General features: G+C 72.0%; 16 protein-coding genes. 7 read left to right on the top strand and 9 right to left on the bottom strand.

Annotated elements, in window-relative coordinates:
• The first annotated feature begins 170 nt into the window (after positions 1 to 170).
• Positions 171 to 797: a response regulator gene (locus C2L58_RS33140; RefSeq protein ID WP_020642740.1), complete on the top strand. Its 627-nt coding sequence runs from the start codon at positions 171 to 173 to the stop codon at positions 795 to 797.
• Positions 798 to 995: 198 nt separating this feature from the next.
• On the opposite strand, the gene C2L58_RS33135 is transcribed toward C2L58_RS33140, so the two are convergent.
• From C2L58_RS33135 to C2L58_RS33110, 5 genes are all read right to left on the bottom strand, one after another.
• Complete coding sequence (locus C2L58_RS33135) at positions 996 to 2,183, bottom strand: GAF domain-containing sensor histidine kinase (protein ID WP_233226092.1); 1,188 nt, start codon at positions 2,181 to 2,183, stop codon at positions 996 to 998.
• Between the two features lie 395 nt (positions 2,184 to 2,578).
• Positions 2,579 to 5,803, bottom strand: a complete 3,225-nt coding sequence (gene cydD, locus C2L58_RS33125) for a thiol reductant ABC exporter subunit CydD (protein ID WP_103341596.1) — start codon at positions 5,801 to 5,803, stop codon at positions 2,579 to 2,581.
• Positions 5,800 to 6,807 (bottom strand): cytochrome d ubiquinol oxidase subunit II, encoded by a 1,008-nt coding sequence (gene cydB, locus C2L58_RS33120; protein ID WP_103341595.1) that lies wholly within the window; start codon positions 6,805 to 6,807, stop codon positions 5,800 to 5,802. The genes cydD and cydB overlap by 4 nt, the downstream gene beginning before the upstream one ends.
• Positions 6,808 to 6,921: 114 nt before the next feature.
• Positions 6,922 to 8,397: a cytochrome ubiquinol oxidase subunit I gene (locus C2L58_RS33115; protein WP_103341787.1), complete on the bottom strand. Its 1,476-nt coding sequence runs from the start codon at positions 8,395 to 8,397 to the stop codon at positions 6,922 to 6,924.
• A 71-nt stretch (positions 8,398 to 8,468) separates the two neighbouring features.
• Entirely contained in the window at positions 8,469 to 9,428 is a 960-nt protein-coding gene (locus C2L58_RS33110) for a S41 family peptidase (protein WP_103341594.1), read from the bottom strand.
• Positions 9,429 to 9,614: 186 nt separating this feature from the next.
• On the opposite strand from C2L58_RS33110, the gene C2L58_RS33105 reads away from it, so the two are divergent.
• Together C2L58_RS33105 and C2L58_RS33100 are read left to right on the top strand one after the other, a co-directional pair.
• Positions 9,615 to 10,202 carry a TMEM165/GDT1 family protein gene (locus tag C2L58_RS33105; protein ID WP_103341593.1) on the top strand — a complete coding sequence of 196 codons (588 nt, stop codon included), beginning with the start codon at positions 9,615 to 9,617 and terminating at the stop codon, positions 10,200 to 10,202.
• Positions 10,203 to 10,258: 56 nt separating this feature from the next.
• The gene (locus tag C2L58_RS33100; RefSeq protein WP_103341592.1) at positions 10,259 to 10,921 is read left to right on the top strand and encodes a DUF998 domain-containing protein; all 663 of its coding nucleotides are present in this window, start codon (positions 10,259 to 10,261) and stop codon (positions 10,919 to 10,921) included.
• On the opposite strand, the gene C2L58_RS33095 is transcribed toward C2L58_RS33100, so the two are convergent.
• Both C2L58_RS33095 and C2L58_RS33090 read right to left on the bottom strand, forming a co-directional pair.
• Complete coding sequence (locus C2L58_RS33095) at positions 10,918 to 11,562, bottom strand: IclR family transcriptional regulator (RefSeq protein WP_103341591.1); 645 nt, start codon at positions 11,560 to 11,562, stop codon at positions 10,918 to 10,920. The two genes, C2L58_RS33100 and C2L58_RS33095, sit on opposite strands and share 4 nt — an antisense overlap.
• Positions 11,559 to 12,413 carry a hypothetical protein gene (locus tag C2L58_RS33090; RefSeq protein WP_304532969.1) on the bottom strand — a complete coding sequence of 285 codons (855 nt, stop codon included), beginning with the start codon at positions 12,411 to 12,413 and terminating at the stop codon, positions 11,559 to 11,561. The genes C2L58_RS33095 and C2L58_RS33090 overlap by 4 nt, the downstream gene beginning before the upstream one ends.
• Before the next feature lie 85 nt (positions 12,414 to 12,498).
• Here C2L58_RS33090 and C2L58_RS33085 point away from each other — a divergent pair, with 85 nt between their 5' ends.
• The 3 genes from C2L58_RS33085 to C2L58_RS33075 all read left to right on the top strand — a co-directional run bounded on the left by C2L58_RS33085 (position 12,499) and on the right by C2L58_RS33075 (position 16,299).
• Positions 12,499 to 13,671, top strand: a complete 1,173-nt coding sequence (locus C2L58_RS33085; RefSeq protein ID WP_103341589.1) for a homogentisate 1,2-dioxygenase — start codon at positions 12,499 to 12,501, stop codon at positions 13,669 to 13,671.
• A gap of 79 nt (positions 13,672 to 13,750) precedes the next feature.
• On the top strand, positions 13,751 to 15,559 hold the full coding sequence (locus C2L58_RS33080) for a substrate-binding and VWA domain-containing protein (RefSeq protein WP_103341786.1): 1,809 nt from the start codon (positions 13,751 to 13,753) through the stop codon (positions 15,557 to 15,559).
• On the top strand, positions 15,559 to 16,299 hold the full coding sequence (locus tag C2L58_RS33075; protein WP_103341588.1) for a hypothetical protein: 741 nt from the start codon (positions 15,559 to 15,561) through the stop codon (positions 16,297 to 16,299). The genes C2L58_RS33080 and C2L58_RS33075 overlap by 1 nt, the downstream gene beginning before the upstream one ends.
• Here C2L58_RS33075 and C2L58_RS33070 read toward each other — a convergent pair.
• Positions 16,296 to 17,510: an MFS transporter gene (locus tag C2L58_RS33070; protein WP_103341587.1), complete on the bottom strand. Its 1,215-nt coding sequence runs from the start codon at positions 17,508 to 17,510 to the stop codon at positions 16,296 to 16,298. The two genes, C2L58_RS33075 and C2L58_RS33070, sit on opposite strands and share 4 nt — an antisense overlap.
• 203 nt (positions 17,511 to 17,713) lie before the next feature.
• Here C2L58_RS33070 and C2L58_RS33065 point away from each other — a divergent pair, with 203 nt between their 5' ends.
• Positions 17,714 to 18,640, top strand: a complete 927-nt coding sequence (locus tag C2L58_RS33065; protein ID WP_103341586.1) for a LysR family transcriptional regulator — start codon at positions 17,714 to 17,716, stop codon at positions 18,638 to 18,640.
• On the opposite strand, the gene C2L58_RS33060 is transcribed toward C2L58_RS33065, so the two are convergent.
• Complete coding sequence (locus tag C2L58_RS33060) at positions 18,607 to 19,632, bottom strand: hypothetical protein (RefSeq protein WP_103341585.1); 1,026 nt, start codon at positions 19,630 to 19,632, stop codon at positions 18,607 to 18,609. The two genes, C2L58_RS33065 and C2L58_RS33060, sit on opposite strands and share 34 nt — an antisense overlap.
• Between the last annotated feature and the right edge of the window lie 95 nt (positions 19,633 to 19,727).

Here is a 19,727-nt window from a genome sequence, read left to right as displayed (position 1 = left end):
ACGCGACTGGTGATTCTTCCCCGGTTCTGCTTCGACCTGCGGATCTGTGCCCCAGGAATGCATACCGGCGGGAATGTTACGGGTACGCGGTCACACCTTTGAGGTAATTCACGTGTGACGGTGCCGACCGGCCGCCACCGCGGGCTCCGCGCACCCCGTAACCTCGGGGTATGCCGATCCAGGTACTGCTCGTCGACGACCACGAACTGGTCCGCCGCGGGCTCCGCGACCTCCTCGGCGACGAGCCCGACATCGAGGTCGTCGCCGAGGCGAGCAGCGTCGAAGAGGCCCTGGCGGTGGCGATGCACGTCGAGCCGGAGGTCGCGGTGGTCGACGTCCGCCTCGGCGACGGCGACGGCATCACGCTCTGCCGCGAGCTGCGGTCGAAGCCGAACCCGCCGGCCTGCCTGATGCTCACCGCGTTCGACGACGAAGAGGCGATGGTCGGCGCGATCATGGCCGGCGCCGCGGGCTACCTGCTGAAGCAGGTGCGGGGGCAGGACGTGGTGAACGCGGTCCGCGAGGTGGCGGCCGGCCGGTCGCTGCTGGACCCGGTGAGCACCGCGCGCGTGCTGGACAAGATGCGGCACCCGCCGACGGACGAGCTGGCGGCGCTCACCGAGCGCGAACGCGACGTGCTCGAGCTGATCGGCCAGGGCCTGTCGAACCGCGAGATCGCCGAACGGTTGTTCCTCGCGGAGAAGACGGTCAAGAACTACGTCACGTCGGTGCTGGCGAAGCTCGGCATGCAGCGCCGGACGCAGGCTGCGGCCTGGATCGCGCGGCGCGAGAAGTAACCGCTCGTCCGCAATCCGCCGTTCGCTGCGACCTTTTTGCAGCTCGTCACGGACCGCCATCTCGATCAGGGCATTTTCGGGCAGAGATTCACCCGAACGTGAGTCGAATATATGTTCGACAACCCGGTAAGATCAAACAAGAGGGCGTGGAAAGGAGGACGGGATGACCCGAGAAGGGTGAGGCGCAGGAGATCGGGGTCAGTCGAGAGGCAGGTCGAACGCGACGAGCGTGCCGAGGCTGGGTGAGGAGTTCAGGAAGAACGTCCCGCCCGCGGCGTCCGCGCGTTCGGCGAGATGACGCAGACCACGGGTGGCGACACCTTGGGGAACGCCGGAACCGTTGTCCCGGACGCGGAGTTTCACTCCGCCGGAGTCCCTGGTCAGCGTCACGCGGGTTTCGCTGGCGCCGGAGTGCCTGACCACATTGGACAGTGCTTCGCGCAGAGCGGCCCGGATGTGGTCGGCGCGTTCCGCGGGAACGTCGGCGAATTCGCCGGACAGCTCCAGGGTCGGCGGATAGCCGAGAAGTTCGCCGGCGATACGAACCTCGCCGCGCGCCGACTCGGCAAGGTCGGCGGGCGTGCCGGTGTCGTGGCGAGGCTCGGGTGAGCGCAGCGCGCGCACGGTGCCGCGGATTTCTTCGATGGTCTGGTCGAGCTGGTCGATGGCGTCGGACAGCCGGGCCCCATCGGCTTGGGCGAACCGCTTGCGCATGTTGCGCCGGACGCGGTCCAGTTGCATTCCGGCGCCGTAGAGCCGCTGGACGATGACGTCGTGCAGCTCGCGGGCAATGCGTTCGCGCTCTTCGTAAAGAGCAACCCGGTGCCGGGCATTGGCGCCTTCGGCGAGCGCGAGGACAACGCCGGCTTGCGCGGCGAAGGCAACGAGCATCTCGACGGTCCCGGCGGAGAAGGGCTCACGCCCCTGCTTCCGGTAGACGGTGAGCGACCCGAGAACCCGCCCCCCGGACCCGAACGGCGCGGCCGCGAAGGGCCCGTAGCCATGAAGTTCGGCGGGCACGTAGGGGGCGGTGCGCGGATCGACGGTGAAGTCCTCGCTGGACACGGGTTCGCCACCGCGGGCCACCCGCCCGGCCGCGGAGTCGGCAGGAAGAGCCAGCCCCCGCAAGGACTCCCCGGCGGACGGTGGGCCCGGGAGCGACGCCGGATCCGGGCTGCCGGATGGCTGGGTGGAGTCGCCGCGAGCATCGCCCGCCTGCGCGCCGGGGGCAGTGGCGACGGTCGGGCCGCTGGTCGCCGAGGCGGCGGCTGCGGTGTCACTTGGGCCACCAGCCGCCAGCGCGCTCGCGGCGGGCGCGGCCGGGTCGCCAGCCAGCTTGCCGCCGTTGGCGCTGGGCGCCAAGCCTTCTGCCGGGCCGCCAGCCACCGGCGCGGCCGAGCCAGTCGCGGCTGGAGTCCCGGCCAGCTCGCCGCCGCTGGTACCCGATGCCGGGCCACCGACCGAACCGCCGGTCGCCGGTGCGGAGGCGGCCTGCTTGGTGCTGCCCTCCGTTGCCGGGTGGGCTGTTGCGTAGTGGGCGGCTTCGACCACCACTCGGCCGTCCTCTGTGCTGACCATGGCCAGGCCCAGGTCGGCGTCGGCCAGTTCGGCCGCTCGGGCCACGACCGTGTCCAGCACCGCTCCCGGGTCGTCGCCGGACAGGGCGGTGCTCGTTATCTCGGTGGCCGCGGACAGTGCCCGGGCGGCAAGCGTCGGATCCATGAGTTCCGTCATTATCGCGCGGCGCGAGGGCGGTGCGGCAAGGACACAGCGGGAATCGATCACGGCACCGGCACCCGGGTGACGACCCGGCCGTCGCGGACCTCGAGGACCACGTCCGCTCCGGCCGCCTCCTCGGCGAGATGCGTCACGTGCACCACCGTCCGGCCCGCCAATGCCTCCCGCAGGTGCGCCCGGACCGCCTGGGCCGTCGCCTCGTCCAGGTGCGCGGTCGGCTCGTCCAGCAGCACGAGCCCCGCCGACGGCGCCCCGAGCAGGGCCCGCGCCAGCGCCACCCGCTGCGCCTGGCCGCCGGACAGTCCGGTGCCGCCGCTGGCGAGCACCGTCTCCGGCGAGACGTCGGTCAGCGCCGCGGCGTGCAACGCCGAGCGCAGCTCCTCCTCCGCCGCCGTCGGGCGGGCCAGGCGGAGGTTCTCGGCGATCGTCGTCGCCGCGAGCATCGGCTCCTGCGGCGCCCACGCCACCCCCTCGGGGACCGCGACCAGCCCACGCCGCGGCGGGAGGAAGCCCAGCAGCGCGGCGACGAGCGTCGACTTGCCCGCTCCGCTCGGGCCGACCACCGCCGCGTACGTGCCCGGTGCGAGATCGACGTCGACGTCGTGCAGCACCACCGGGCCGCCCGGCCAGCCGAGGTCCGCGCCCCGCAACGAGACGTCCGTCCCGCGCGAAGTGAGCACGGGCGCTTCCGGCACGTCGGCGAGCCGGCGACGAGCTCGCTGCAGCGTGTCCCAGTGCTGCGCCACCGGCGGCAGCAGAGCCAAGACCTCCGCCAGCGCGAGCGGCACCAGGGCCAGCAGCGGCGCCAGGGCCGGGTCGAGCCGTCCGCCCGCGACCGCCGCCGCGGCGAGCGCTGTGCTAACGACCGCCGCCGCTCCGCAGACCAGCGTGACCAGGGCTTCCGCCGCGCCCGCGCCGAACGCCTGCCGACGCGCTTGCGTCACCAGCCGCGTGTCGGCGGCCGCGAGCGCGCGGCGGTGACTCCCCGCCGCGCCGAACGCGAGCAGCTCGGCCGCCGCTTCGAACATCACCAAGACTCGCGCGGCCACCTCACGACGGCCCGCCGCCAGCGCGGACGTCGCCCGGCGCTCGGCGCGCAGGGCGACCCACGGTGCGCACAGCCCGAGGGCCACCGCAGCCGCGAGCGTCACTCCCGCGGCCGGCAGCACCCACGTCTGCACGGCGATCGCCCCGGCCGCGACCAGCGCGACCACCAGTGGCGGGGACACCACCCGCGGCAGGAGGTCGCGCACGGTGTCGACGTCGCCGACCAGCCGGCGTTGCCCCTCGCCCGCGCGCAGGCTGCGCGCCGGCCCGAGCCGGACCAGGGAGTTCCACAGCCGCACCCGGACGCGGCCGGCGATGCGGAACGCGGCGTCGTGCGTGACCAGCCGTTCGACGTACCGGAGCCCGGCGCGGCCGAGCCCGAACGCGCGGACGCCGACGACCGCCACCGTCAACGTCAGGATCGGCGGCTGCTGGGACGCCTTGGCGATGAGCCAGCCCGACGTCGCCGTCAGCGCCACCCCGGCCAGCAGCGCGAGCGCGCCCAGCGCGGCGCCGCCGAAGAGCCGGCCGTCGAGGAGCGCGCGCCACCTCAGCGGTGCGGCCGAAGAGTCCACTGTGGACGTCTCAGTAGCCGCCGCCACATCGGGCGGCAGGTCGACCGCCGGGGTGCGCTCGTGGGCCGCGATGACGGCCGCGGCACCGTTGTCGACGGCGCGCTGCACCGCGTCGAGCACCAGGCGCGCGTTCGCTTCGTCGAGGTGGGCCGTCGGCTCGTCGAGCAGCAGCAACCACGCCCCGCACCGCACCCGGTGCAACGCCCGGGCGACGGCGACGCGCTGACGCTGCCCAAGTGACAGCTGGGAAACCGGCCGGTCGGCCAGCCCGGCCAGCCCGAGTTCGGCGAGCACCGCGCCGGACGAGCCCACCTCCTCGCTCACCGTGCCGCCGGTGAACACCGGCGACTGCGGCACCCAGGCGACCTGCGAGCGCCAGCGGACGAGGTCGGCGTCGGCGAGGTCCGTCGAGCCGACCGTGATGGCGCCGTCGTCCGCCGGGACGAAGCCGAGCAGCGCCGAGAGCGTCGTCGACTTGCCGCCGCCGCTCGGCGCGCGGAGCCAGACCGTCTCGCCGGGCCGGACCGCGAACGACTCGCCGTCCGGGGCGAACCCGCCGCGCCGCGCGACGCGCAGGGACGACACGCGCAGCTCGCCGCGAGACGGGATCGCGGTCCCGGCCGCGGGCACCGGCAGAGCCAGCAGGCCGGCGACGCGCCGGACCGCTTCGACGCCGTCCTCGCTGGCGTGGAACGCGGCGCCGACCGCGCGCAGCGGCTGGTAGCACTCCGGCGCGAGGATCAGCACGCCGAGCCCGATGGCCAGCGGCAGGTGGCCGCCGGCGAGCCGGACGCCGATCACCACCGCGACGAGCGCCACCGAGAGCGTCGCGACCAGCTCGAGCACGAACGCCGAGGAGAAGGCGACCTTCAACGTCTTGAGCGTCGCGCGGCGGTGGCGTTCGGACAGCTGCCGGACGGTCTCGGCCTGCGCCGCGGCCCGGCGGAACGCGGTCAGCACCGGCAGCACGCGCACGAGCTCCAGCAGCCGTCCGGACATCCGGTGCGTCGCGTCGGTCGCGCCGGCGACGCGGTCGGCGGTGTACTTGCCGACGAGGATGGCGAACACCGGCAGCAGCGGCACGGTCAGCGCGACGATCACGCCGGACGGCCAGTCGGCGAGCAGGATCGCCGCCCCGGCGCCGAGGGGCACGACGGCCGCCGTCACCAGGGCGGGAAGGTATTCGCGGAAGTAGGCGTCGAGCGCGTCGAGGCCGCGGGTCGTCAACGCGGTCAGCTCCCCGTGGCCGCGTTGGGCGATCCACTCGGGCCCCAGGCGCAGCGCGTGGTCGACGGCCTTGGCCCGCAGCTCGCGTTGCGCGGTCGCGGCGGCCCGGGCGGAGACCGAGCGCACCGCCCAGCCGGTCAGCGCGCGCGTCGCGACGAGCGCGAGCAGCGCGACCAGCTGGGCGGTGCTTCCCCCGGATCCTGCTCCGACGATCGCCGCGAGGACGCCGGCGAGCAGGAATGCCTGTGCCACCAGCGCGGCAGCGTTGACGAACGACAGGAAACCCACCAGGGCCAGCGCTCGGCGCACCGCCGGCACGAGGGCCGGCAACGCGCCGAGCGGGCCCTTTCCCGGTCGCGCCGAGTCCGTTGTGGACTCCGAGGCGGGAAGAGGAGCGCGTCCGGGAAGTTGGGTTGTCATGGTGCGTGGACCGCCGGGATGTGCTGGGTGCCGATGCGCTTGCGGAACACCCAGTACGTCCAGCCCTGGTAGACCAGCACGGCCGGGGCGCCGAAGACGGCGACCCACGTCATCACGGTCAGCGTGTACGGGCTCGAGGCGGCGCCCTCGATGGTGAGCGTGTTGGCGGGGTCGAGGGTCGAGGGCAGGACGTTCGGGAAGAGCGAGCCGAACATGACCACCGCGGCCCCGGCGATGACGACGCCGAGCGCGGCGAACGCCTGCCCGTCGCGGTCGGCGCGCAGCCGCAGCCAGGCGACCACCGCGGCGACCGCGCTGATCCCGAACGCGAGCAGCGTCCACAACGTGCCCGCGCGCCACTGGACGACCGAGAGGAACGCGACCATCGGCAGCATGGCGATCGGCAGCAGCCTGAGCGCCAGCGTGCGGGCACGTTCCCGCAGGTCACCACTGGTCTTCAGGGCGAGGAACGCGGCGCCGTGGGTGATCGAGAAGGCCGCGATCGCGACCGCGCCGAGCAGGGTGTCCCAGCGGACGGCGGCGAACGCGGAGCCGACGCGGTTGCCGTCGGCGTCCAGCGGCAGGCCGAGGACGGTGGTGGCGAGGATCAGGCCGACGCCGAGCGGCGGGAGCCACGAGCCGATCACGATGACGCGGTCCCAGGTGCGGCGCCAGCGCTCGGAGTCGACCTTGCCGCGGTATTCGAAGGCGACGCCGCGGCCGATCAGGGCGAGCAGCACGAGCAGGAGCGGCAGGTAGGCGGCCGAGAACAGGCCCGCGTACCAGGCGGGGAAGGCGGCGAACGTGGCCCCGCCGGCGACGATGAGCCAGACCTCGTTGCCGTCCCAGACGGGTCCGATGGTGTTGACCATGACGCGGCGCTCGGTGTTGTCGCGCGCGAGCACCGGCAGCAGCATGCCGACGCCGAAGTCGAAGCCTTCGAGGAAGAGGTAGCCGAGCCAGAAGAAGGCGATGACGACGAACCAGGCGATTTCGAGGCTCATCGCGCTTCTCCGGCCGTCCGGTGGCTGTGAGTTATCCACAGGTGAGCGAGTTGTCCACAGACGAACTGTGGGTAACTCGACAGAGTGGTCATGTTGACACTCATCGTCAGCACCTCAGTAGGCGAAGGCGAGGGTGTCCTCGCCCGGTTTGTCGGGGTCCGCCGGCTTCTGCGGGGGCATCACCGCGTCGACGCCGCCGCGGATGTACTTCCGCATCAGGTACAGCTCCACCAGGCCGAGGGCCGCGTACACGGTGGTCAGCGCGATCAGCGACGTCCACACCTCGCCCGTCGTCAGCCGGGAGACCGCCTGGGCGGTGAACATCCACACGCCGTCCACCCCGGTCGGGTTGGGGGCGACCACGAACGGCTGACGGCCCATCTCGGTGAAGATCCAGCCCGCGCTGTTGCCGAGGAACGGCGTGGCGATGCCGCCGAGGACCAGCCACGGGAACCAGCGGCGGCCCGGGACGCGGCCCTTGCGGGTCAGCCACAGGGCCAGGACGCCGATGCCCGCCGAGACCGCACCGAAGCCGATCATCATCCGGAAGCCCCAGTACGTCACCGGCAGATTGGGCACGTAGTCGATCGGCTTGCCCGCCAGCGACCCCAGCGCCGGGTCGTCCGGGTAGTTCGTGCCGTACTTGGCCTGGTACTCCGTCACCAGGTTCTCCACGCCCTTGACCTCGGTCTTGAAGTCGTTGTGCGCCAGGAACGACAGCAGCGCGGGCACGTTGAACGTCTTCACGTCCTCACAGTTCGAGCCCGACACGTCGCCGATCGCGATGATCGAGAAGCTGGCCGGCTTTTCCGTGTGGCACAGCGCTTCCGCCGACGCCATCTTCATCGGCTGCTGCTCGAACATCAGCTTGCCCTGCGTGTCGCCGGTGATCGCGAGGACCGCGAACGCCGCCACGCCGACCCAGCCACCCAGCCGTAGCGAGGATCGCCAGACGTCGGCGTGGTCGCCGCGCCGCCACAGGTGCCAGCCCGCGACACCGACCAGGAACGCTGCCGCCACCGAGAACGCGCCGGCCAGGGTGTGCGGGATCGCGGCCAGCGCCGTGTTGTTCGTCAGCACCGCCCAGATCGAGTTCATGGTCGGCTTGCCGTTCTCGAACGTCACGCCCACCGGGTGCTGCATCCACGAGTTCGCGGCCAGGATGAAGTACGCCGACGCCATCGTGGCCAGCGAAAACGCCCACGCGCAGGCCAGGTGGACCTTCTTCGGCAGCCGGTCCCAGCCGAAGATCCACAGGCCGAGGAACGTCGATTCGACGAAGAAGGCGACGAGGCCTTCCATCGCGAGCGGCGCGCCGAAGACGTCGCCGACGAAGCGGGAGTACGCGCTCCAGTTCATCCCGAACTGGAACTCCTGCACGATCCCGGTCACCACGCCCATGGCGAAGTTGACCAGCAGCAGCTTGCCCCAGAACTTGGTCATCTTCAGGTGCCGCAGCTCGCCGGTGCGGACCCAGCGGGTCTGCATCGCCGCGACCAGGATCGACAGCCCGATGGTCAGCGGGACCATCAGGAAGTGGTAGACGGTGGTGATGCCGAACTGCCACCGCGCTAGCTCAAGGACCTCCACGTGGTCCAGCGTGCTCCGAGCCTGGTGACGCGGCCAGATCAACTGGTCCCGTTCGTGGCGGGACCAACGTCCTACAGCTGGTCGAGCGCCTTTCGCGCCTCCTCGGCCACGACCCGCCGCGGCCCCTCTTCGCCCAGTTCGAGGACGTGCCGCAGGGCCAGCTCATACGCGGTGTCGAAGGCCTTGTCCGCGGCGACCGGGATGTTCGGCGGCACGCCGGTGCCCTCCCAGTTTTCGCCCGTCTTCGGGTCGTACGAGCGGGCGATCGACACCGTCACGTCCAGGTAGGTGTCCACTTTGAACTGTTCACGCGGGTGGGCGCCGCCCCGCGTCGGCTCGCCGACGGTCTTCGCGCGCCCCTGCCGCTGCAGCGAGAAGGCGAGGTCTTCGCCGCCGGAGAACGTCGCCGGGCCGGTGAGCACCCAGATCGGCTTGGTGCCGCCGAACTTCGGGCCCGGCACGTACGGCAGCGTCCACATCTGGGTGACGAGGTCGCCCTCGCGCTCGTAGATGTCGAGGTAGTGGGTCCGCTCGTCGACGAGGTAGCTCTGCAGGAACGCGCTCGTGTCGGGCGTGCCGCCCCGGTTGCGCCGCACGTCGAGCAGCAGCGCGTCGGTGGGCGCGACCAGCGTCATCGCCGCCGAGACCGCCGCCGCCGCGAGGTCGAGGGGATAGAGCAGGGTCGTGTCGACGTAGCCGACGTTGCCCGGGAGCCGCCGCACCGACGCGATCCCGAAGTTCTCCAGCTCGGCCGCCCGCCGGAAGTCCTCCGACGCGTGCTCCGCGTCACCGTCCTCGGCCACCGGGTCGGCGTGGTGGCGCAGCCGCAGGTGCTTGTCGTCGTTCACCGACTGGAGGTCCGCGGTGACGGCCGTCGCGAAGTCCGCGTCCCCGAGCTCGGCGTACGCCCCTTCGCCGAGGCGTGCGCGAAGGACCTCCGCGAGCTTGGCGGCAACGTCCGGGAAGACGTAGTGCGCGTCCAACCGGCGGATGACCTCTTCGACCTGCGCGGCACGCGCCTGTGACCCCATGCCGGTGAACCTACCGCAGGCCACAACCGAAAATTCGGCACACCGAAAAAAATTGTGTGACGCTCCTGGGTGCCAAATTCATGGCCGCCGATCCGGCAATTTCGCGATCGCCATCAGCTTGCGGTTTTCCTGATCTCCCCTTTATCGTTGCAGTGAAAGGGGCGAAAAACTCTCATGACTACCGCTATGGTGGCGCTGATCAGCGCGTTCGGCCTGGTCCTCGCCGTGGAGCTGCCGGACAAGACGCTCGTCGCAACCTTGGTGCTGACCACCCGTTTCCGCGGCTGGCCGGTTTTCGCCGGGGTGTGCGCCGCGTTCGCCGTGCAATGCGTCATAGCGGTCTCGTTCGGCAGCGTGTTGACGCTGTTACCGGACGTCGTCCTCTCGCTGGTGGTCGCCGCGATGTTCGGTCTCGGCTCTTTCATGCTCCTTCGCGAGGGATTCAGCAAGGCCGACGAAGCGGGCGACGACGCGTCGCGCGTCGGGCCGGCGCCGCAGTCCTTCCTCCGCTCGGCGATGACGTCCTTCGGCGTGCTCTTCGCGGCCGAGTGGGGCGATGCCTCCCAGCTCGCGACGGCGAGTCTCACCGCCCGCATCGGCAACCCCTTCGCCGTCGGCGTCGGCGCCTTCACCGCGCTCGTCGTGGTGGCCGGGCTCGCCGTGTTCATCGGCGCGAAGATCCGCAGCCGGATCAAGCCGAAGCTGATCCAGCGCTGCGCCGGGTTCGCGTTTGCCGGATTTGCCGCCTTCGCCCTGGTCCAGCTGACCTTCTGACCGATCCTTCACAGGTTCGCCCGGTAACCTTTCGGAAACGAAAGGGAGAGCACCAGGTGAACAAGCCTTCGAGCGCGGTCTCGCCGCTGCACGGCCGCTTCGCGCTCGGCGGCATCGGCCTCGCCGTGGTCATCTCGATCGACCTGCACCTACGGCTGTCCGCCCAGGTCAGCCCGATCTGGCAGACGCTCTCGGAGTACGTCTACGGCAAGCTCGGCACGTCCTCGGCGGCTCCCCTGTTCAGCGTGATGTGCCTGGCGCTGTCCCTCGGCTCGGTCGCCCTGCTCGCCGGGATCGCCAAGGCCCACCGCCCGGGCACCACCGCCGTCTGCGTGCTGCTCGGCGTCTGGTCGGCCGGGCTGCTCGTCTGCGGCCTCGTGCCGGTCGACCCGAACGGCCAGGCGCGTTCGCTCGCCGGGCAGGTCCACAACCTCGCCGCCCTGACGGCGTTCGTCGCGCTTCCCGTGGCCGCGTTCGTGCTGACGAAGAAGGGCCGCGAGCGCTGCCCGTGGGAGCCCCGCCGGACGACGATCCGGCGCCTGGCCACCGCGAGCTTCGTCAGCATCGGCGTGGTGCTCGGCGGGTTCGTCCTGACGCTCGTCCTCGGCCCGGCCCAGCAGGACGTCACGCTGGGCCTCTTCGAGCGCCTGCTGTTCACCGTCGACGTCGCCCTGCTGCTGACCATGGTCCGCCCGCTGCTGGCGGTGTCGCGGCGCTAGGAGGCGTCCGTCTTCAGGATGTCGGCCAGCCGGGTGGCGGCCACGACGACCTGGGGGCCCACCTCGGCCGCCTTCAGCGGCTCCATCGAGACGACGCCGACGCTCGCCCGCAGCCCCGGCACCCCGCGCACCGGCGCCGCGACGCCGGACGCGCCCGCCTCGAGCTCGCCCGCCGACGTCACCCAGCCGTCGCCGCCGGGACGCAGGGTCATCGCCTTGCCGGCCGCGCCGGCGGTCAGCGGGTGCCGGCTGCCGACGCGGTAGGCGACGTGAAAATTCGTCCACGACGGCTCGACGACGGCCACCGCAAGCGCTTGCGCCCCCTGGGCGACCGACAGGTGCGCGGTCGCGCCCACCTTCTCGGCCAGCTCGCGCAGTACCGGGCCGGCGGCGTCCCGCAGCTGCGGGAGCACCTGCCCGGCCAGCCGGAGCAGCCCGACGCCGAGCCGGACCTTCGTGCCGTCCCGCCAGACCAGGCCGCGTTCGGACAGCGGCACGAGCAGCCGGTAGACGGCCGCGCGGCTGGCCCCGATGGCCACGGCCAGCTCGGAGATGGTCGCCGCGTCGCCGCCGGCGTCGGCCACGGCCTGCAGCAGCGCCAAGCCGCGGTCGAGCGTCAGCGACCCCTCCCGGCCGGTCACAGCAAGCCGAGTTCGCCCATGTCGGCGACGGGCTGCTCGAACGACGCCGCCGCGTAGGACGCGAAGAGCGCCCGCACGGCCTTCGCGGCCGGCTCGGACAGCGCCCGGGCCTCGTCGGCCAGCGCCTGGGCGTCGGTCGACTCCAGGGCCGCCCGGACGTCGCCACCGGCCAGGCTGCGCGCCGAGGCGACGAGCAGGTTGAGGAAGCCGTGGTGCACGAACCCGGTGCCCGGGTCGGTGTGCCGGACCGCGCGGTGCAGGCTGTTGGTCGCCTTGAACGACGCCCCGGCGGACCCGCTGACGACGGCGAGGAAGTCCGCCACCTCGTCGACGCTGGGGAAGTTCTCACCGGCCTGCCCGCCGCAGCGGATCTTCGGCCAGCTGCCGTGCTCGATCACCTTCCGCACGCCCTCGAGCCAGCCGACGCCGCGCCGCGGCTCGACCACCCGGATGACGTCCTCGGGGACGAACTCCGAGACGCGCTCGAGCCACACCTCGTCGACGTCCGACGGCGCGGGCATCTCGACCATCCGCAGCGCGAGCAGCTCACTGCGCGACTCGACGATCGAGATGGCCTTCGGGACGCCGCCGAGGCCGGTGTCGATGATCAGCGAAAGCGGCAGCGGCTGCTTCGGTTTGATCTTGATCAGCTCGGTGATGAGCTCGGGCAGCCGCGACGCCTGGCAGAGGAAAACCCCCAGTACACCGGCGTGTTCGGAGTCCCGGCTGGCGAAGTGCGCGCGCAGCGCTTCGGGCATGGCCGCATCGCCCGGAGGGAAGAGCGCCGAGTCGTCGACGAGCCTCGCGAACAGGGGAGGAATTCCACGGGGGCCGGGGGGCGTGAGTTCCACAGCGCTTGACACGACTGACACGCTAGTAGCGTACGACATCAGGACAAAATCGTTCGCACAACGGACACGTCAGAAGGGGACGTCGATGCCTTACTACCGGCGAGTAGGCGAGCTTCCGCACAAGCGGCACACCGCGTTCCGGAAGCCGGACGGCGGCCTCTACGCCGAAGAGCTGATGGGCGTCGAGGGCTTCTCCGCCGACTCCGCGCTGCTCTACCACCGCGGCCTGCCGACGGCGATCGTCGACGCCGTCGCGGTCGAGGAAGACCGCGGGTCGCTCACCCCGAACCACCCGCTCAAGCCGCGGGCCTACCAGACCCGGGACCTCAAGTTCGGCAGCGAAGCCGACGCGGTGACCGACCGGCGCCGGCTGTTCGGCAACAGCGACGTCACCATCGGGTTCGTCACGGCGACCGCGCCCAGCCCGCTGTACCGCAACGCGGCCGGCGACGAGCTGTTCTACGTCCACGGCGGCTCCGCGACGGTCGAGACGATCTACGGCCGGCTGGAGGTCGGCGACGGCGACTACGTCGTCATCCCGACGTCGTGCACCTACCGGGTCGTCCCCCACGGCGAGGTCAACCTCTTCACCCTCGAAGCGCGCGGCCACATCGGGCCGCCGAAGCGCTACCTGTCGGCGAAGGGGCAGTTCCTGGAGCACTCGCCGTACTGCGAGCGCGACATCCGCGGGCCGTCGGAGCCACTGCTGGAAGCCGGCGAGGACGTCGAGGTGCTCGTGCGGCACCGCGCCGGGCTGACCCGCTACACGTACGCCACGCACCCCTTCGACGTCGTCGGCTGGGACGGCTGCCTCTACCCGTGGGTGTTCAACATCGACGACTTCGAGCCGATCACCGGCCGCGTGCACCAGCCGCCGCCCGTGCACCAGACGTTCGAGGGCCCGAACTTCGTCGTCTGCTCCTTCTGCCCGCGGAAGGTCGACTACCACGAGGACTCGATCCCGGTGCCCTACAACCACGCGAACGTCGACTCCGACGAGCTGATGTTCTACGTGCGCGGCAACTACGAGGCCCGGAAGGGGTCGGGGATCGGGATCGGCTCGCTCTCGCTGCACCCGTCCGGCTTCACGCACGGCCCGCAGCCGGGCGCGGCGGAGGCGTCGATCGGCGCGGAGTTCTTCGACGAGACCGCGGTCATGGTCGACACGTTCGCGCCGCTGGAGCTCGGCGAAGCCGCGGACGCGTCCGAAGACCCCGGCTACGCGTGGACGTGGTCGCGCCGCGGCCCTAAGTCCTAGTCAAGTTTCGGAAATACCGTCCCATCCTCGTTCCGCCGCCCGGATAATGAAATTCCGGGTGGCGGAACGGGGAGGCATGATGATCAATTCCCAGCCAACACGACGCAGGGGAAAAGTTCTCCCGTTCCTGGCCGCGATCGTGGTCGCCGCCGGCTTGATCATCGGCATCCGGTACTGGACCAGCGACTCGAGCGACGAGGCGGACCAGCCGAAATGCACCGGGTCCGACGCGGTCGCGCTCACCGTCGCTTCTTCACCGGAAAAAGCGGGAATCGTCCAAGAGGCCGCGAAGGCCTACTCCGGACGGACCGTCGCCGGGCACTGCGTCGACGTCGTCGTGAAATCGAAGTCGTCCGGCGTGGCGATGCAGGCGCTGGCGAACGGCTGGAACGAGGCCACCGACGGGCCGCGCCCGGACGTCTGGACGCCGGCCGCGAGCGGCTGGGTCAACCTGCTGCGCGTCAACGCGAAGGGCGACACCGGCTCGATCGTGCCGGACGGCGACGCACCGTCGGTCGCCAACGCGCCGCTGGTCGTGGCGATGCCGAAGCCGATGGCCGAGGCGCTCGGCTGGCCCGGCAAGGCGATCGGCTGGAAGGACCTCGCCGGGCTGGCGACCGACCCGGCGGGCTGGGCGAAGTACGGGCACCCGGAGTGGGGCAAGTTCCGGCTGGGCAAGACGAACCCGAACATCTCGACGTCGGGGCTGAACGCCACGATCGGCGCCTACTACGCCGCCACCGGCACGTCGTCGGACCTCACCACGGCCGCGCTCGAGAAGCCGGACGCGAAGCAGTTCGTCACGAACATCGAGCAGGCGATCGTGCACTACGGTGACACCACGCTCACCTTCCTGACCAACCTGCAGAAGGCCGACGACAAGGGCGCGGCGCTGTCGTACATCTCGGCGGTCACCGTCGAGGAGAACTCGCTGGTCGGCTACAACCAGGGCAACCCGACGAACGACCCGGCCAAGGTCGGGCAGCACGGGCCGCCGAAGGTGCCGCTGGTGGCGATCTACCCGGGTGACGGGACGCTGAACTCCGACCACCCGTTCGTCACGCTCAACTGGGCGGACGCCACGCGCAAGCAGATCGCCGCCGACTTCCTCGGCTACCTGCGCCAGAACGAGACGCAGGCGAAGTTCGCCGCCCTCGGCTTCCGGTCGTTCGAGGGCAAGCCGGGCCCGCAGGCGACGCCGGCCAACGGTGTCCAGCCGGACGCGAAGATCACCTTCCTGCGGCCGCCGTCGCCGTCGGTGCTGTCGAAGCTGCTGGCCTCGTGGACCGACCTGCGCAAGAAGGCGAACGTGCTGCTCGTCGTGGACGTCTCGGGCTCGATGGGTGACGAGGTCAAGGGCACCGGCAAGAGCAAGATCGACCTCGCGAAGCAGGCCGCGATCGACTCGCTCGGCCAGTTCGTGCCGCGCGACCAGGTCGGGCTCTGGCAGTTCTCGACCCGCCTCGACGGCGACAAGGACTACCAGGAGCTGCTCCCGGTGCAGCCGCTCGGGACCGGCGGCAAGGAGACCCTGGCCATGCGGCTGAGCGGGCTGACGCCCCAGTCCGGCACGGGGCTGTACGACTCGTCGCTGGCCGCGTACGAGTACCTGAACGCCCACTTGGACCCGGCGGCGATCAACGCGGTCGTGGTGCTCACCGACGGCCGCAACGAGGACCCCGGCGGCGTCGACCTCGAGCACCTGGTGCCGCAGCTGCGGCCGGAGGGCAACGCGGAGACGGTCCGCCTGTTCACGATCGCCTACGGTGGCGATGCCGATCAGAACGTGCTGAAGCAGATCGCCGAAGCGACCGCCGGCTCGGAGTACGATTCGTCCAAACCGGACTCGATCAACCAGGTGTTCACCTCCGTGATTTCCAATTTCTGATGAAGTTCGCCCGTGAGCTCGCCGAACCGTGGGGGCTGCTGCTCGCCGCCACGTCGGCCGGCGTGGCGTGGGCCGTGCAGCTGCCGGTCGCCGCCGCCGTCGGGGTCGGGGTGGCGGTGCTCGCCGCGCGGGCGGGCGTGGCGGTGCTGGGTGGCGAGAAGGACGAGCCTCCCCCACGGGAAGCACGCGTCCTGGACGTCGCGCCCGGGTCGGCCGAGGAGAACTGGCTGCACCGGGCGGAGGGCGCGGCCGAGGGGTTCGGCTCGCTCAGCGCCTCCCTCGCCGCCGGCCCGCTCGCCGAGCGCGTCGCGGACATGGAGCCGGTGGTCCGGGAGACGCTGTCGACGCTGCGGCGGCTGGCCGGCCGCGCGTCGGCGACCGGGCAGGCGCTGGCCAGGGTCGACCTCGAGGCGGTCGCGCACGAACGACGTCGGCTGCAACGTGACTTGCGCACGGCGAACCCCGAGGTCCGCGGCGACCTCGAGCAGGCACTGACGGCGGTCCAGGCCCAGGCGGACGTGCACGCCCGCCTGTCCGGCGCCCGGGACAAGCTGCTGGCCCAGCTGCAGTCCGGCGCGCTCGGCCTGGACAGCCTGGTGGCCAGGGTCGCGGAGCTGACGGCGGCGACGGCGGACGTCACCGTGGACACCGGCGCGGTCCGGGAGCTGAGCGACCAGCTGGAGGGCATCCGGCAGGGCGTGCTGGAGACCGAAGAGGCGACGCGGAAGTCGCTGGGTTAAGCGGCCACCGGCGTCCGGTCGCGGCGGGGCAGCAGCAGCGGCGTCGCCAGCGCGAGGACCCCGGCGATCCCGATCGCGACGCGCGGGCCGGTGAGGCCGGCGAGCACGCCCCAGACCGCGGTGAGGGTCGCGATCGCCGCTTTCGTGCTGACCGCCCACGCCGAGAGTGACCGGGCGATGCGGTCCGCCGGGAGCTGCTGCAGCCGGTAGGTCGCGAGCACCGGGTTGAAGACGCTGCAGCTGACGATCAGGCCCAGTTCGACGACCATGACGTACCCCAGCCCGCCGGTGCCGGCCGGGATGAAGGGCAGCAGGAGCAGCCAGCACGCCCGGACCGCGCCGGCCGCCAGCAGGACGGGGTGCCGGCCGAACCGCTCGACGAGCCGCGGGGTCAGCCGCGAGCCGGCGAGCCCGCCGAGGCACGGGACGGCGAACGCGAGCCCGTACTGCCACGGCGTGAACCCGAGCTGGTTCAGCATCAGCACGGCGAGCAGCGGCTCGGTCCCCATGACCAGGCCGTTGAACAGCATGGTGTTGAACAGCAGCGGCCGCAGTCCCGGGTGCGCCAGCAGGAAGCGCCACCCATCGGCGAGGTCGCGCGGGCGAAGCCGGGTGGCGGTGCGCGGCCGCGGCTCGTCCCCGCCGATCGCGCGGATCCCGAGCGCGGAGAGCAGGAAGCTGACGGCGTTGGCGACCACCGACGTCACCGGCCCGAACAGCGCGAACGCGGCCCCGCCCAGCGGCGGCCCGAGCGCGGTGGCGGTCCAGTTGGTGGATTCGAACCGGCCGTTCGCGAGGAGCAGGTCTTCCGGCGGCACCAATCCCTTGAGGAAGGCACCGCTGGCCGAGCTGAAGGTGATGTCCGCCGCGGCGACGACCACCGAGACGGCCAGGAGCTGCCCGAAGCTCAGCACGCCGAGACCGTAGGCGGCCGGCACGCTGACCAGCGCCCCGAACCGGATCAGATCCATCCCCACCATGACCGGCCGCTTCCGCCGCCGGTCGACCCACGGCCCCAGCGGCACGGCGACGAGCGCACCGACGGCCGGCCCGACCGCGGCGAGCGCCGAGACGGCGGTGGGTCCGGCGTGCAGGACGAGGATGGCGAGCATGGGGAAGGCCCCGAAGCCGAGCCACGTCCCGAACGCGCTCACGGCGTAAGCCGACCAGAGCCACCTGAACCGCGGTCCCAGCGACCGCCCGCGCATCACCGGGAGATCAAAGCGGGGAACGCCCACGCGGAGCAAACAACCGACGCGGCGGCGAGCCACAACGCGGCGTTGTGAATCTGGATGAGCTACGCGGCCTTATCCGGGATGGCAATCACCACTGCGGCCACACCGCGCTCGGCGGCAAACCCATCCGCAACCCGCGTCCCCAACCTCACCGGACAGAACATCTAGAGTCGCGCGTCGTGGACCTCGATGCCGTGCGCACCTTCGTCGCCGTCGTGGAGGCGGGCCGGTTCCAGGACGCCGCCACCGAGCTGTCGGTCACGCAGCAGGCGGTTTCGAAGCGCATCGCCGCGCTGGAGAGGTCGCTCGGAGTGCGGCTGTTCACGCGCACCGCTCGCGGGGCCGTGCTCACCGGGGACGGCGAAGCCTTCCTGCCCCACGCCCGCGAGCTGCTGTCCGCCGAGCTGCGCGCGCTCGCCTCGGTGCGCGACGGGCCGCTCCGGGTCGACGTCATCGGCCGGCGGCTGTGCCCGGCCACCCTGCTGCGTGGATTCCACGAGGCACACCCGGATGTCGCGTTGGAGGTCGCGACGCTCTTCGACACCGCGATCGCCGCTCTTCGGGAGGGCTCGATCGATGCCTCGTTCCGCGCGGTCGTCGCGCTGCCGGAGGACCTCGATGCCCAGTGGGTGCTCGACGAGCCGATCCAGCTGTTGTGCGGCTCCCGGCATCCGCTGGCCGGAGCGCCGTCGGTGGCTCCGGCCGAGCTCGCCGGGCATCGGATCCGGTTGCCCGGTGTGGTGCCCGGGACCGAGTGGGGCGCCTACTACGCCGCCTTCGCGGCCGCGTTCGACCTGTGGATCGACGCCGCCGGGCCGAACTTCGGCACCGAGGTCGTGCTGGACACGGTCGCGGAGTCGGCGGACGTGGTGACCTTGGTCGGGGCGGGCAGCCGGGTGTGGTGGCCGCCCGGGCACGACCTGCGGCGCGTGCCGATCGAAGACCCCGTGCCGGTGTACCCGCATTCCCTGCTGTGGCGCCGGGGCAACGCGCACCCCGGCCTCGCCGCCCTCCGGCGGCACCTCGCGACGAGTGAGCGCGTCGCCGGCGCGTGGCGGCCGGGCTGGGCCGCTCAGCCGAGCCAGACCGTGCCCAGGACCGGGTAGCCCGGCAGGCCCGTTTTGGCCGCGCCCGGCCGGGGGACGCCCGCGATCCACAGGCGGCCCGTCGCCGCGATGTTCGCCGCCATCGACGGGTCCGCTTTGGGGAGGCGGAACGGGACCACGCGGCCGTCGGCCAGCATGGTCAGGCCGCTCAGCCTGGCCGCGCCGTGGCGGCTCATGCGGACCGGGCCGTCGAGGACCGCGCGCAGCTCCGTCCAGTGGTCCGCCGGGAGCGGCCGCCGGTACGCGGTCGCGCGGAACGCGGTCACCGACGCACCGAGCACCGCGCCGGCCACGAACGGCCACGCGAGCCAGCCCACCACCGGGAGGCCGAGCCCGACCCAGACCGCGAACGCGGCCAGGACCAGCAGGAACGCCGCTGTCGCCCGCAGGTCGCGGGCGAGCTGGTGGCGGTGCGCGGTCAGCACGGGGTCGAGCCTCGGCGAACCGGACCCGGCCGGTGCCGGCATCGGCACCGCACCCGGCGGCGGCCCGTCGTGGATGGTGGCGCGGCGAAGCCGCACGACGCCGGAGAAGCCGACGAACACCTTCGGGCCCCGCCCCAGCAGCCACACTCGCCGGTGCCCGGCCACCAGCAGGCGGTGCGCTTCGTCGAGCCGGACGCGCAGCCACCGGCCGTCCGGCAGGCGCACGCCGACCGTCCGGCCGGCCGCGACCAGGCCGTCGGCGGTGACGTCCACCTGCCGGAAGGCTTCCCGTTTCAGCCGCCTTTCGGGCACCCGGCCGTACGCCCGGTAGAGCCACCACGCTTCGATCGCGCCGGCCAGCGCGAACGTGCCGAGCGGCCGGGCGACCCCCGCGCCGGCGACGAACTGGGCGATGCCGAACACCAGGAAGAACCCGGCCACCAGCCGCCGGTTCGCGGTGTCGCCGAGGCGGTCGAGGTACTCGCCGAAGATCGGGAGGGCACCGGACGGCATGGCGGGGTCGAGTTCGAACGCGCGCACGCGTTCGGGAAGCGGGACGATCGGCACGATGAGCCCCCACCCGGGTCGGCACTGATACCCGCCTTTTCGACGAAGTGGGCACCGGCGTTACCAAATGCTCCGATCAGCGGAAGGGAGGTGAC

Origin of the sequence: Amycolatopsis sp. CA-126428, from assembly GCF_002904335.1 — a bacterium.
Classification (GTDB): Bacteria; Actinomycetota; Actinomycetes; order Mycobacteriales; family Pseudonocardiaceae; genus Amycolatopsis.
Note: the sequence above shows the minus strand (reverse complement) of the source record. Positions and strands in the feature narration are given on the sequence as shown.